The organism is Xanthobacter flavus, assembly GCF_017875275.1.
GTDB lineage: Bacteria > Pseudomonadota > Alphaproteobacteria > Rhizobiales > Xanthobacteraceae > Xanthobacter > Xanthobacter flavus_A.
Window position 1 is genome coordinate 5,229,110 of the sequence record NZ_JAGGML010000001.1, and the last position, 12,140, is coordinate 5,241,249.

13 protein-coding genes are annotated in these 12,140 nt (G+C 66.7%); 8 read left to right on the forward strand and 5 right to left on the reverse strand.

Going from position 1 to position 12,140, the window contains the following annotated elements; all coding sequences use genetic code 11:
• Positions 1 to 74 precede the first annotated feature (74 nt).
• Complete coding sequence (locus tag J2126_RS24495) at positions 75 to 1,115, forward strand: HpcH/HpaI aldolase/citrate lyase family protein (RefSeq protein ID WP_209489516.1); 1,041 nt, start codon at positions 75 to 77, stop codon at positions 1,113 to 1,115.
• 199 nt (positions 1,116 to 1,314) lie between these two features.
• Positions 1,315 to 1,638 carry a heat shock protein HspQ gene (gene hspQ, locus J2126_RS24500; RefSeq protein ID WP_209489518.1) on the forward strand — a complete coding sequence of 108 codons (324 nt, stop codon included), beginning with the start codon at positions 1,315 to 1,317 and terminating at the stop codon, positions 1,636 to 1,638.
• 94 nt (positions 1,639 to 1,732) lie between these two features.
• Here the strand turns inward: hspQ and J2126_RS24505 are convergent, their stop codons facing one another.
• On the reverse strand, positions 1,733 to 2,665 hold the full coding sequence (locus J2126_RS24505; RefSeq protein ID WP_209489520.1) for a peptidylprolyl isomerase: 933 nt from the start codon (positions 2,663 to 2,665) through the stop codon (positions 1,733 to 1,735).
• 383 nt (positions 2,666 to 3,048) lie between these two features.
• Between J2126_RS24505 and rpmF the strand changes: the two genes are divergently transcribed.
• A complete protein-coding gene (rpmF, locus tag J2126_RS24510) occupies positions 3,049 to 3,234 on the forward strand; it encodes a 50S ribosomal protein L32 (protein ID WP_024279215.1) in 186 nt (61 codons plus the stop codon).
• Positions 3,235 to 3,738: 504 nt separating this feature from the next.
• Positions 3,739 to 4,146 (forward strand): hypothetical protein, encoded by a 408-nt coding sequence (locus tag J2126_RS24515; protein WP_209489522.1) that lies wholly within the window; start codon positions 3,739 to 3,741, stop codon positions 4,144 to 4,146.
• Between the two features lie 117 nt (positions 4,147 to 4,263).
• On the opposite strand, the gene phaR is transcribed toward J2126_RS24515, so the two are convergent.
• Positions 4,264 to 4,956, reverse strand: a complete 693-nt coding sequence (phaR, locus tag J2126_RS24520) for a polyhydroxyalkanoate synthesis repressor PhaR (RefSeq protein WP_209489524.1) — start codon at positions 4,954 to 4,956, stop codon at positions 4,264 to 4,266.
• A 275-nt stretch (positions 4,957 to 5,231) separates the two neighbouring features.
• Between phaR and J2126_RS24525 the strand changes: the two genes are divergently transcribed.
• Together J2126_RS24525 and phbB are read left to right on the forward strand one after the other, a co-directional pair.
• Positions 5,232 to 6,410 (forward strand): acetyl-CoA C-acetyltransferase, encoded by a 1,179-nt coding sequence (locus tag J2126_RS24525; protein ID WP_209489526.1) that lies wholly within the window; start codon positions 5,232 to 5,234, stop codon positions 6,408 to 6,410.
• A gap of 202 nt (positions 6,411 to 6,612) precedes the next feature.
• Positions 6,613 to 7,335, forward strand: coding sequence for an acetoacetyl-CoA reductase (gene phbB, locus J2126_RS24530; protein ID WP_209489529.1), 723 nt, complete (start codon positions 6,613 to 6,615; stop codon positions 7,333 to 7,335).
• A 72-nt stretch (positions 7,336 to 7,407) separates the two neighbouring features.
• Here phbB and J2126_RS24535 read toward each other — a convergent pair whose 3' ends face one another.
• The gene (locus tag J2126_RS24535; RefSeq protein ID WP_245327568.1) at positions 7,408 to 7,863 is read right to left on the reverse strand and encodes an acyl-CoA thioesterase; all 456 of its coding nucleotides are present in this window, start codon (positions 7,861 to 7,863) and stop codon (positions 7,408 to 7,410) included.
• Positions 7,864 to 7,936: 73 nt separating this feature from the next.
• A complete protein-coding gene (locus tag J2126_RS24540) occupies positions 7,937 to 8,857 on the reverse strand; it encodes a methyltransferase domain-containing protein (RefSeq protein ID WP_209489531.1) in 921 nt (306 codons plus the stop codon).
• Positions 8,858 to 9,049: 192 nt separating this feature from the next.
• Here J2126_RS24540 and J2126_RS24545 point away from each other — a divergent pair, with 192 nt between their 5' ends.
• Together J2126_RS24545 and J2126_RS24550 are read left to right on the forward strand one after the other, a co-directional pair.
• Positions 9,050 to 10,330: a glycerate kinase type-2 family protein gene (locus J2126_RS24545; RefSeq protein ID WP_209489533.1), complete on the forward strand. Its 1,281-nt coding sequence runs from the start codon at positions 9,050 to 9,052 to the stop codon at positions 10,328 to 10,330.
• Between the two features lie 261 nt (positions 10,331 to 10,591).
• Positions 10,592 to 11,212: a GNAT family N-acetyltransferase gene (locus J2126_RS24550; RefSeq protein WP_209489535.1), complete on the forward strand. Its 621-nt coding sequence runs from the start codon at positions 10,592 to 10,594 to the stop codon at positions 11,210 to 11,212.
• Between the two features lie 113 nt (positions 11,213 to 11,325).
• On the opposite strand, the gene J2126_RS24555 is transcribed toward J2126_RS24550, so the two are convergent.
• A complete protein-coding gene (locus J2126_RS24555; RefSeq protein WP_209489537.1) occupies positions 11,326 to 12,120 on the reverse strand; it encodes an invasion associated locus B family protein in 795 nt (264 codons plus the stop codon).
• Positions 12,121 to 12,140 lie beyond the last annotated feature (20 nt).

Here is a 12,140-nt window from a genome sequence, read left to right on the forward strand (position 1 = left end):
AGCTATGCTGCATTGCAATCAACAGGTTCTGCGGGGGGTTGTACACCCCTCGCCCGATCCATACGGGGGGACTCATGAAGCTGCCGCGCCAATTCTTCAAGCCGCTCGCCATCGGCGCGCCCGCACCTTATCGCGAACTGCCGGTGCGGCTGGAGCGCATGATCCATTTCGTGCCGCCGCACCTGGAGAAGATGCGCGCCAAGGTGCCGGACATCGCCAGGCAGGTGGACGTCGTGCTCGGCAATCTGGAGGACGCGATTCCCTCCGACGCCAAGGAGGCCGCGCGCAGGGGCTTCATCGAGATGGCGAAGGCCACCGATTTCGGCTCCACCGGCCTGTGGACCCGCATCAACTGCCTCAACAGCCCGTGGGTGCTGGACGACATCGTCGAGATCGTCAGCGAGATCGGCAACAAGCTGGACGTCATCATGCTGCCCAAGGTCGAGGGCGCCTGGGACATCCACTATCTCGATCAGCTTCTCGCCCAGCTCGAGGCGCGCCATTCCATCGAAAAGCCCATCCTCATCCACGCCATTCTGGAGACCGCCGAGGGCGTGAAGAATGTGGAGGAGATCGCGGCCGCCTCCCCGCGCATGCACGGCATGAGCCTCGGCCCGGCCGATCTTGCCGCCTCCCGCGCCATGAAGACCACCCGCGTCGGCGGCGGCCATCCGGACTACAAGGTGCTGGCCGATCCGGACGGTGACAAGCCGCGCGCCGGCTATCAGCAGGACCTGTGGCATTATACCGTCGGCAAGATGGTGGATGCCTGCGCCGCCAACGGCATCAAGCCGTTTTACGGCCCGTTCGGCGACTTCGCCGACCTCGCCGCGTGCGAGAGCCAGTTCCGAAATGCCTTCCTGCAGGGCTGCGTCGGCGCCTGGTCGCTGCACCCCACGCAGATCGAGATCGCCAAGCGCGTGTTCTCGCCCGATCCGGGCGAGGTGGCGTTCGCGCTCAAGATTCTCGAAGCCATGCCGGACGGCGCGGGCGCGGTGATGATCGACGGCAAGATGCAGGACGATGCCACCTGGAAGCAGGCCAAGGTGATCGTCGACCTTGCCCGCATTGTCGCAGCCAAGGACCCGGAAATGGGCAAAGCCTACGGATTGTGAGAGAATTAGTTAACCAGCGGCCGCGGCGAAGGTCGCCGCGGCACTCGCGCCCGGTTTCGGGCGCAGTGGAATAGTCAGGAAGAGGCGGGACATGGCCAGCCAGGACAAAGCGCGCGCAAAGCCCGCAATCGTTGCTCCCATTGGCGACGGCATCCCCGAAGACCCCACGCATTACGCTGCGTCAGAACTCGGTGCGGGCATGCGTCAGGCGAGGTTCCGCATCGGCGAGGTGGTGCGCCACAAGCACTTCCCCTTCCGGGGCGTGGTGTTCGACGTGGACCCCGTGTTCGACAACACCGAGGAGTGGTGGCTCTCGATTCCCGAGGACATCCGCCCCCACAAGGACCAGCCGTTCTACCACCTGCTCGCCGAGAACGCGGACAGCGAATACGTCGCCTACGTCTCCGAGCAGAATCTGGAGCGCGACACATCCGAGGAGCCGGTGCGCCACCCCAAGGTCACCGAGGCTCTCTCCGAGGATGGCGCCGGCGGCTGGCGGGTGCGGCCCGATCTGGTGAACTGACGAGCCGTTCACTGATCGTTGGACTCGAAAAAACCCCCGGCCACAAGCCGGGGGTTTTTCTTTTAGAGAGAAGGCGACGGCAGGTGCCGCCGGCTCACTTCTTCGCCGGATCAGCCGCAGGCGCAGCCGGAGCGGGAGCGGGAGCGGCAGGCTTGGCGGGGGCGGCGGTCTTCTCAATCTTCGCGTCGGCGCGCAGCTTCGTCACCATGTCGGCCTGCGCCTTGCGGACGAGGTACTGTTCCACCTGGTCCTCGACCTGCTCATAGGCCGGCACCGGCTTCTGGCGCTTGTCCTCGACCTTGATGATGTGCCAGCCGAACTGGGTCTTCACCGGGTCGGAGACCTGGCCCTTCTCCAGCTTGAACGCAGCTTCGGCGAATTCCGGCACCATCTGGTCCTTGGTGAAATAGCCGAGATCGCCGCCGTCCTCGGCGCTGTCCTTGGAATTCTCCTTGGCGAGCTTGGAGAAGTCCTCGCCGGCCTTGGCGCGCTTGGCGATGTCCTTGGCCTTGGCCTCGTCGTCCACCAGGATGTGGCGGGCGTGGACTTCCATGTCGGCGGGCGCCGACTTCACCAGATCGTCGTAGGTCTTGCGCTTGAGCTCCGCGGAAACGGCCTTCTTGGCCTCCTGCATCATGAGCGCTTCCATGAGCGCCTTCATGCGGGCGTAGGCGAGGCGATTCTGGAACTCGGGGGTCTGGTCGATCTTCTGCGCCTCGGCGGCCTTGGCGATAAGGGTCATGTCGGTCAGGAACGACAGGACGTATTCATCGCGGGCCGGGCCACGGACTTCGGGCGGCAGGCCGGAGCCGATGTCCTCGATGGCGATGTTCAGCTCGCTCTGGCGGATGGGCGTCCCGTTGACGGTGACGAGGACCGGATCGGCGCCGGGGGCTGCCGCAGGGGCCGCAGCAGGAGCGGCCGTGGGTGCCGGGGCTCCCTGCGCCAACGCCGCCCCCATGGAGGCCGCGGAAACCGAGGCCGCGAGCAGGGCGGCGAAGAGGGAAAGCTGAGCGGAACGCTTCATGGGGCCGTTTTCCTCGGATATGTGTCGTCGGATGCGCCGATGCGCGCGCAACCTTGCTCACGTGTCCTCCGCTGACAAGAGGGCATTGTTGCGGCATACCGGCGACTGGAAAACGCACGGCGGGGCTTTCGTTCCCACGCGCGAGCCTGTATAAGGCGCGCCTTCAATCGGGAATGCTGGCCCCAGGGCGAGCCCCGCGAATTGCTTCCAGGCATTTCGCAACCGGGCTCTAGACGAACGCGCACAGGCGTCGTCTTCCGTCTTCAGGTTCGGCGCACACCGATCACAAGTTCGAAAAGCCGCAAGGGCGCCAGCCGGCGCGCTCGCATGTTGCGCCAGTTGGCGAGTCACCTGGCTCGTTCCGTCGTTCAGGAGTTTGGACAATGGCTGTCCCGAAGAGAAAGACCTCGCCGTCCCGTCGCGGCATGCGCCGTTCGGCCGACGCGCTGAAGCAGCCCACCTATGTGGAAGACAAGGATTCGGGCGAGCTGCGCCGTCCGCACCACGTCGACCTCAAGACCGGCATGTATCGCGGCCGTCAGATCCTGAAGCCCAAGGCCGAGGCCTGAGCTTCAATCAAGCGAGCGGCGGCCGCACGGCCGCCCGCTGCAGCGCCGGCGCAACCCGTCGGCGCGCTGCGCCCTTCACGCGGGCGCTTCGGCCCCGGAGGCGTCACGCTCAGCGACCGGGCCCATCTGGTCCCGCCCGTGTCGCCGCCACGCGATTCGCTCCCGCGCATGGGATCACCGTTTTAGGGCGACCGGCCCAAACGGCACGCGTCTTTCCAACGGCGCTCTTTCTCTCCCCAAATCTGCCCATCCCATGAGCCAAATGGCTGCGCATGAACGCGCGACCTGCGCACGGCGCATTGCGCGTGCTGCCTTCGCCCGCCCTTGATTCTCCCTTTACCCAACTGGCGATCAGGCGGAATGGCGCACCCCGGGCCGCCTCCGCGTCCGTGACATTTGGCGCCCGATGTGTCATCGCATCGGCCGGAGCCGGGCGGTGCCGAAGGGGTGATCCCAAGCGCCATCCTGGGCATTTTGCCGGCTGAGCGGTCCCGAGGAGCACCAATGCTGACACCCGTCCCGTTGCTGATCGTCCCCCTCGCCCTCTACAACATCATGGTCTTCCTGATGCCCGGCACGGAATGGACCACTGTGCTCACCACGGTAGACATGATGTCGGGGGCGCAATGGACGATCACCCTCGCGGAGGGTTTCATCGTCCTCAGCCTGTTCTTCCTGTTTTTCGAGATTCTGAAGTCGACGCGCATCACCTCGCGCTCGATCATCGATCACATGCTGTCGATGCTCGTGTTCGCGGCCGGCCTCGCCGAGTTCCTGCTGGTGCGCCCTGCCGGAAACTCGGTGTTCGCCATCCTGCTGTGCATCATGCTGCTGGACGTGGTGGCCGGATTCTCGGTCTCGATCCGGGTCGCGCAACGCGACTTCAGCGTAGATCCGCGCGTGCAGCAGTAACGACTGCACTGCGATGCAACGGCCCGGCTGAACCGGCCACCGCGCATCTCTTGGATTCCGCATGTATTGGATTTCGAGACGCCGGCCCCCTATCGGGCGGCCGGCGACGCGGGTCGATCAGCTGCCGCTGCCTTCCTTCGGCTGGCTGCGGGCTTCACCGGGAGCATCGTTCTTGGCCACGAGCTTAGGCTCCGGCTTGGGAACGAGCTGCTCCAGCTTGGCCTGCATATCCGCCATCTGGCGCTTCAGGACGTCGAGTTCGTCGACACGCTCGGGCTGCGCAGATACAGCCTGCGCGGGCGCGGCGGCCGGAGCAGCGGGCGTCGCCGGCTCGTCGCCCTTTGGGAAGGGCAGGAACAGGTGGAACGCACGCTCGAACACTTCCATGTTGCGGCGCACCGTCTCGTCCAATCCGGCGAACGGAGCGCCCGGCACCGGAAAGGGCGTGCCGGCAAGCGTCTGGGAGAGGTGATCCCGGAACTTGCCCTGATCCTTGGTGAAGCTGTCGATGGACGCTTCCAGGTAACGAGGCACTAGCATCTGCATGCTGTCCCCGTAGAAGCGGATGATCTGGCGCAGGAAGGCGATGGGCAGAAGGTTCTGCCCCTTGTTTTCCTGCTCGAAGATGATCTGCGTCAATACCGAGTGCGTAATGTCCTCGCCATTCTTGGCGTCATACACCACGAAATCCTCGCCTTCCTTCACCATATTGGCGAGGTCTTCGAGAGTCACGTATGTGCTGGTCCCCGTGTTGTAGAGACGGCGGTTCGCGTATTTCTTGATGGTGACTGGCTCTTGCGATTTGGCCATCGTCCGGTCATCCGTTTCCTTGGGCGGAACGGCAGGTTAAGGCGTTTCCAAGTGCAGAGCTACCACTTTGTGTGCGCTGCCCATGGCGCCTTTCGCAGCGCGGTTCCCTGGCGTCCCGACCAAGGTTGAACAGCTGCTTTTGATCCGCCCCCTTGCCATGCGATGGGTCATTGACACATGGTCCGGCCCGGACACGATAGAGGTCAAGCCTTCCCACTCGCCATCCGGCAAAGAGGCGCGGAGCCACCCGCCCGATCTTCCCAGGAGAGACTTCCATGAAGGACGAGGTCGTCATCGTCGCCGCCGCGCGTACCCCTGTCGGGTCGTTCAACGGCGCGCTCGGCACGCTTCCCGCGCATGAGCTCGGTGCCATCGCCATCAAGGCCGCCCTCGAGCGCGCTGGCGTCGCCCCGGCAGCCGTGAGCGAGGTGATTTTGGGCCAGGTGCTCACCGCCGCCCAGGGCCAGAACCCCGCCCGCCAGGCCTCGATCAAGGCCGGCGTGCCCATCGAGGCGCCTGCCTACGAGGTGCAGATGGTCTGCGGCTCGGGCCTGCGCTCGGTCGCGCTCGGCGCCCAGGCCATCGCCAACGGCGACAGCGAGGTCGTGGTGGCCGGCGGCCAGGAATCCATGAGCCAGTCCACCCACGCCGCGCACCTGCGCAACGGCGTCCGCATGGGCAATGCCGACTTCGCCGACACCATGATCAAGGACGGCCTGTGGGACGCCTTCAATGGCTACCACATGGGCGTGACCGCGGAGAACGTGGCCAAGGAATTCCAGATCACCCGCACCGAGCAGGACGAGTTCGCCGTCGCCTCCCAGAACAAGGCCGAGGCGGCCCAGAAGGGCGGCAAGTTCAAGGACGAGATCGTCCCCGTCACCATCTCCACCCGCAAGGGCGACGTGGTGGTGGACCAGGACGAGTACATCCGCCACGGCGCCACCATTGACGCCATGGCCAAGCTGAAGCCCGCCTTCGCCAAGGAGGGCACCGTGACCGCCGGCAACGCCTCCGGCATCAATGACGGCGCCGCCGCCGTGGTGCTCATGAGCGCCGCCCGCGCCAAGGCCGAGGGTAAGACTCCCCTCGCCCGCATCGTTTCCTGGGCGCAGGCCGGCGTCGATCCGTCGGTGATGGGCACCGGCCCGATCCCGGCGTCCAAGCTCGCGTTGGAAAAGGCCGGCTGGTCCAAGGACGATCTCGACCTCATCGAGGCCAACGAGGCGTTCGCTGCGCAGGCCATCGCCGTCAACAAGGGCCTCGGCTGGGACACCTCCAAGGTCAATGTGAACGGCGGCGCCATCGCCATCGGCCATCCGATCGGCGCCTCGGGCACCCGCATCCTCGTGACCCTGCTGCACGAAATGCAGAAGCGCGATGCCAAGAAGGGCCTCGCCACCCTCTGCATCGGCGGCGGCATGGGCATCGCCATGTGCCTCGAGCGCGACTGAGCCGACCGGTTCAGGCAGCAGGACGGAAGGCTGCGCCCCGGGCCTTCCCGTCCTTAAAGGGGTCGCGACCTTGGATCGCGGCCCTTCGTCTCCGAACGGAAATACCGACTTGCTACACACCGCCCGAGCGTGGCTCGACCCGCTTCGGCTGGGTGGGGATTATTCAGGTCGAGCCAATAGCGTTAAGTGAAGGAGGGAAACCATGGGACGCGTCGCATTGGTCACGGGCGGCACGCGGGGTATCGGCGAAGCAATCTCGGTGGCGCTGAAGGCCGCCGGAAAGACCGTCGTCGCCAATTTCGCGGGCAATGAAGAGGCCGCCAAGGCCTTCACCGAAAAGACCGGCATTCCCGCCTACAAGTGGGACGTGTCCGATTTCGAGGCCTGCAAGGCGGGCATCGCCAAGGTGGAAGCCGAGGTCGGCCCGATCGAGATCCTCGTCAACAACGCCGGCATCACCCGCGATGGCCAGTTCCACAAGATGTCGCTCGACCAGTGGAACGCGGTGATCAACACCAACCTCAACTCCGCCTTCAACATGACGCGCAACGTCATCGAGGGCATGCGCGACCGCAAGTTCGGCCGCATCGTCTGCATCTCGTCCATCAACGGGCAGAAGGGCCAGTTCGGCCAGACGAATTATTCCGCCGCCAAGGCCGGCGAGATCGGCTTCGTGAAGGCCCTCGCGCAGGAAACCGCGAAGCTCGGCATCACGGTCAACGCCATCGCCCCCGGCTACATCGCCACCGAGATGGTGCGCGCGGTGCCGGCGGAGGCTTTGGCCAAGATCGTGGCGACGATCCCGGTCGGCCGCCTCGGCGAGCCGGAGGATATCGCCCGCGCGGTGGTGTTCCTCACCTCCGACGACGCCGGCTTCATCACCGGCTCGACCATGACCGTCAACGGCGCCCAGTACATCTGCTGATCGCGCCCTCCGGCGAATGAAGGCGGCCCGCGTCCCTCCCGGACGCGGGCCGTTCGCATTTTCAGACGCCTTTCAGATCACCAGCGTCTGGAGCAGCGCCCGAACCGGCGCGGGAATCGGCACCGGCCGCTGCGTCGCCCGCTCCACATAGACATGGACAAAATGCCCCTGCGCCGCCGCGCTCGGGTCGTCGCCCTGGAACAGGGCGATCTGGTAGCGCACCGAGGACGAGCCCAGCTTCGTCACCCGCATCCCGGCCATCACCGGGGCCGGATAGGTGAGGCTGCGGAAGTAGGTGCAGCGCGTCTCCACGACCAGGCCGATGATCGGGCTCGTCTGCGGGTCCAGCAGCCCGGCGGAGACGAGATGCTCGTTCACCACCGTGTCGAAGTAGGAATAATAGACCACGTTGTTGACGTGGCCGTAGACGTCCACGTCCATCCACCGGGTCGTGATCGGCAGCACATGATGGAAGCCGTCAATCGTTACCGGCTCCTCGCGCGCCGCCGTTCCCCCTGCCCCGCTCATATCAGCCCCTCCTTCGCATCTCCCGCCATTTAGAGGGAGGGGACGGGCAAGGCCAAGCGCTGCGATGCGGCGTTCAGGCCGGCTCGTCGCCGGGCGGCAGCGGCTGCTCCGGCACCTTGAGGGCATCGGCGAGCCGCATGCGCGCGGAGCCGGGCCGCAGCGGCTTCTGCTGGCTCTCGTGGGGCGCCCAGCCGGAGAGGAACACGATTTCGAACGTCGCCCGCACCTTGCCGTCCGGATCGGCAAAGCGCTCGGCATAGACTTCGGCCGCGCGCAGCAGCGTCGCCCGGCGCAGCGGCACGCGGCGCCGTTCGGCGAGGGCGTTGGCCCCGCCCATCCGCCGCAGATCGGAGAACAGGGTGAAGGGCGAGGAATAGCGCACCACCACGCGGTCCACGTCGGTCACCGGCAGGGCGAACCCCGCCCGTTGCAGCAGCGCGCCGAGATCGCGCACATCGGCGAACGGCGCGACGCGGGGGGAGAGCCCGCCCGTGGTCTCGCTTTCGGCGATGGCGAAGGCCTGCCGCAGCTCGGTGAGGCTGCCGCCGCCGAGAAGCGCGGCCATGAACAGCCCGTCCGGCTTCAGCGCCCGCCGCACCTGCGCCAGCACGCCGGGCAGATCGTTCACCGATTGCAGCGCCAGCGCCGAAACCACCAGATCGAGGCTGCTGGCAGCGAACGGCAGCGCCTCCTCGTCGGCGACGACGGCGGGCGGCGCGAGATCATGGGCCAGCGGCGCGGCGCGGACGAGATGCTCCACCGCCGGAAGACGGGACAGCGCCTGCGCCAGCGCGCCGGTGGGTGTGCCGAGATCGACGGCGCTGGAGAAGGTCCGCTTCACCGCGGACAGGCGGTCCGCCACATCTTCCGCCGCCCGCTCCAGAAGGAAGGTCTCCGGCCCCTGCGCGGCCGCGCGGGCCAGACGCCGGCGGATCAGGGCACGATCGAAGACAAGGTGGGGCTCGGTTTCGGAGGCGGGGGTCATGGGCCGCATATAGGCGCTCGCGACGGCGGATGCACCTGCCCGCCATTCATCCACGCCGTTCCTGCCCGCCGCTTCTGCCCGACGTTTCTGCCTGTCCCGGGAAAGCTGCCTTTCCCACCGCGCTTATTGATCGGTGCCCGGCGAGCCGCTACAGGCCACGGAGCCAATAAGACTTTCGCACAAGCGGACGGGAGAGCGCCCATGGACAAGGCAACCGGTACGGCCACGGCCTCCGACAGGGAGATCCTGCTCACGCTCTTCGAGACCGCCCTGGCCGCCGCTTTGCCGGAAGGCAAGTTCAGGGACCGCCTCCCCGCCCCGCCCGACGCCGCCAAGGGCGGCCGCACCATCGTCATCGGCGCAGGCAAGGCGTCCGCCCGCATGGCGCGCGCGTTCGAGGAGGAATGGGGCCACCCCTGCGAGGGCCTCATCGTCACCCGCTACGGCCATGGCTGCGAGACGAAGCACATCGAGATCGTCGAGGCCGCCCATCCCGTCCCCGATCAGGCCGGGCTCGACGCCGCCCGCCGTATCCTGGAACTGGCGCGCGGCGCCGGGCCGGATGACCTCGTGGTGTGCCTCATGTCGGGCGGCGCGTCCTCGCTGCTGACGCTTCCGGCCGAGGGGCTGACACTGGCCGACAAGCAGGCTCTGAATTCCGCGCTGCTCAAGTCTGGCGCGCCCATCGGCGTGATGAACCGGGTGCGCAAATCCATGTCCGCCATCAAGGGCGGGCGCCTCGCAGCCGCGATCGCCCCGGCGCGGGCCGTCACCTACCTCATCTCCGACGTGCCCGGCGACGATCCCGCCGCCATCGGCTCCGGCCCCACCATTCCCGAGGCCTCGGACCCCGAGACCGTGCTCGGCCTGATGCGCACCTGGGGCATCGAGATCACCGACAAGCTGGAGCAGGTCATCCGCGCCAACACGGTCGCGGGCGACGCCATTCCCGGCCAGGAGGTGCACATGATCGCGACGCCGCTCATGGCGCTGAAGGCCGCGGAGGAGAAGGCGAAAGCGCTCGGCCTCACCCCGCTGATCCTCGGCGACGCCATCGAGGGTGAGGCGCGGGAGGCCGGCAACGTCTTCGCCGGCATCGCCCGTTCCGCCTCCGAGCACGGCCTGCCGGCCGCCGCGCCCTGCGTGCTGCTCTCCGGCGGCGAGACCACCGTGACTGTGCGCGGCAAGGGCCGGGGCGGTCGCAGCGTGGAATTCCTGCTTGCCCTTGCCATCGCGCTCAAGGGGCGAGAGGGCATATCCGCCATCTCCTGCGATACGGACGGCGTTGACGGCACCGAGGACAATGCGGGCGCCTGGTTCGATGCCGCGCTGCTGGCGGACGCCACCGCGCGCGGGCTGAAGGCGGACGACTACCTCGCCAACAATGACGGCTACAGCTTCTTCTCCGCCCTCGACCGGCTGGTGATGACCGGGCCGACGCTCACCAACGTCAACGATTTCCGCGCGATTCTGGTGCGTTGACACCGCCATAGCGAATTGCGGCTGCCCCATGTCCGCACGCTTCTGTTGCAGCGCAGCAGAGCTGCGGCTGACGCATGGCTCATTTTGTTTGAGTGAAATCAAAAAACTAACCGACAAAGCCTCCAAATCGGCATGGCTTTGCCGTATTGGTCAACGTCAGCCCTATTGACCTTTGCTGCGCTGCACATAGTTTGAGGCCACCAAGAAGCGGGGGCGACCGGGAGGAACCGGAGGTTTTAGACGCCAAGTCTGGAGACCATTATGACCGATGAGGTCGCACCGGGGATCATCCGGAAGCTTTGGAGCGGAGAAACCGGACGGTTCCGGGACCATCTCCTCAGGCTCGATACGGACAGCCGCCGGTTCAGGTTCGGCTCCGCAGTATCCCCTGAATTCATCGAGCGCTACGCGTCGCGGGTGTTCCGCACGGGAGCCATCGTGCATGGCTGCTTCGTCGACGGCGAGCTGCGTGCCGCCGCCGAGCTCTACCCCATGGGCGACGTGCTGCCCGGCGAGGCGGAAGCCGCCTTCAGCGTCGAGACCGATTATCAGAACCACGGCCTTGGCACCCTGCTGCTCGATCGGGTGATCCTCTCCGCGCGCAATCGCGGCATCCGTTCGTTGTTCATGAGCTGCCTCGCCCATAACCGGCGGATGCAGCAGATCGCCCGCAAATATGATGCGGAGCTGAAGTTCGAGCATGATGAGGTGACGGCCGAGCTGACCGCGCCCTTCCCCACCGCGCTGTCGCTGGCGCAGGAAGCCGCGGCGGACGCCCAGGGCATGGCAGGGGCCGTGCTTCAGGCCCAGCGCATCGCCACCAGCCGCATGCTCGACCTCTTCCTCTCCCCTGCGATCGAGCCGGTGCTGGAGCCGCAGTGATCCGACCCGTCTGCCCCGACGTGTGACCCGGCCCTTCGCAAGGAGGGCCGGCAAACAAAAACCCCCGGCGGTGCCGGGGGTTTTTTACGTTCAGACCGATCACTGGCCCGAAATCACTGGCCCGTCTTGGCCTTTTCCAGCTCCTGGCCCTTCTTCAGAAGAGCGGCCTTGCCCTGCTCTTCCTGCTGCTGGGCGGCGGCGCGGGCTTCCTCCACACGCTTGCGCTCCAGCTCCATGGCAACCTTGGCGTCCATGCCGGGGCCATCATAGGCCTTGCCGAAATCGGCGTTGGAGATGGGCAGGCTCAGGGTGCGGCCGGTGCCGTTCACCATCTGCAGATAGACCGCATTGGCCTTGCGCAGCTTGGCGACGAAGGTGCCGTCCACCTCCAGATCGCCGATGCAGGTCGCGCCGCCGCCCTGGATGGGCTGGCACAGCACGAACGGGATGTTCACCGGGTCCTTGTCGAGGGTGATGCGCAGGCCGGGCTGGAGGCGCATGCCGAGCGGCACGGAGATGTTGATGTGCTTCTTGGGCTCATCCTGCATCTCGATGATGTCGACCTTGGCGATCGCCTGGCTTTCCACGCCGAGCACCTGGGTCAGCACGCAGACCTGCTTCTTCCGCTCGGGGACTTCCTGGCAGATCTTCTGCCACGGCGAGGCGGAGAACTTCACGTCCGGCTCGCCCTGCTGGGCCTGGCCCGGCTGCGCCGCACCAGCGGGCGCGGCAGCGGCGGGCGCCGCAGGCTTGGCGGCGGGCGCCGCAGGCTTGGCCGGGGCGGCAGGCTTCGCCGGCTGGGTCGCGGAGGGCTGGGTCTGGGCAAAGGCCGGACCGGCGAGCGCCACAGTGAGCAGCGTGGCGGCGACGGACGCCGTGAGCCGCGCGGTGGAATGGGTCTTCGTCATCGTGGCCTTTCCTGTGGTCT

Bases quoted from the DNA above. Each gene is read 5' to 3' on its own strand.
- J2126_RS24550 (WP_209489535.1), top strand. From the start codon at position 10,592: ATGACCGATGAGGTCGCACCGGGGATCATCCGGAAGCTTTGGAGCGGA.
- J2126_RS24535 (WP_245327568.1), bottom strand. From the start codon at position 7,863: ATGAGCGGGGCAGGGGGAACGGCGGCGCGCGAGGAGCCGGTAACGATT.
- phaR (WP_209489524.1), bottom strand. From the start codon at position 4,956: ATGGCCAAATCGCAAGAGCCAGTCACCATCAAGAAATACGCGAACCGC.
- J2126_RS24495 (WP_209489516.1), top strand. From the start codon at position 75: ATGAAGCTGCCGCGCCAATTCTTCAAGCCGCTCGCCATCGGCGCGCCC.
- J2126_RS24540 (WP_209489531.1), bottom strand. From the start codon at position 8,857: ATGCGGCCCATGACCCCCGCCTCCGAAACCGAGCCCCACCTTGTCTTC.
- rpmF (WP_024279215.1), top strand. From the start codon at position 3,049: ATGGCTGTCCCGAAGAGAAAGACCTCGCCGTCCCGTCGCGGCATGCGC.
- J2126_RS24555 (WP_209489537.1), bottom strand. From the start codon at position 12,120: ATGACGAAGACCCATTCCACCGCGCGGCTCACGGCGTCCGTCGCCGCC.
- J2126_RS24525 (WP_209489526.1), top strand. From the start codon at position 5,232: ATGAAGGACGAGGTCGTCATCGTCGCCGCCGCGCGTACCCCTGTCGGG.
- J2126_RS24505 (WP_209489520.1), bottom strand. From the start codon at position 2,665: ATGAAGCGTTCCGCTCAGCTTTCCCTCTTCGCCGCCCTGCTCGCGGCC.
- J2126_RS24515 (WP_209489522.1), top strand. From the start codon at position 3,739: ATGCTGACACCCGTCCCGTTGCTGATCGTCCCCCTCGCCCTCTACAAC.
- hspQ (WP_209489518.1), top strand. From the start codon at position 1,315: ATGCGTCAGGCGAGGTTCCGCATCGGCGAGGTGGTGCGCCACAAGCAC.
- J2126_RS24545 (WP_209489533.1), top strand. From the start codon at position 9,050: ATGGACAAGGCAACCGGTACGGCCACGGCCTCCGACAGGGAGATCCTG.
- phbB (WP_209489529.1), top strand. From the start codon at position 6,613: ATGGGACGCGTCGCATTGGTCACGGGCGGCACGCGGGGTATCGGCGAA.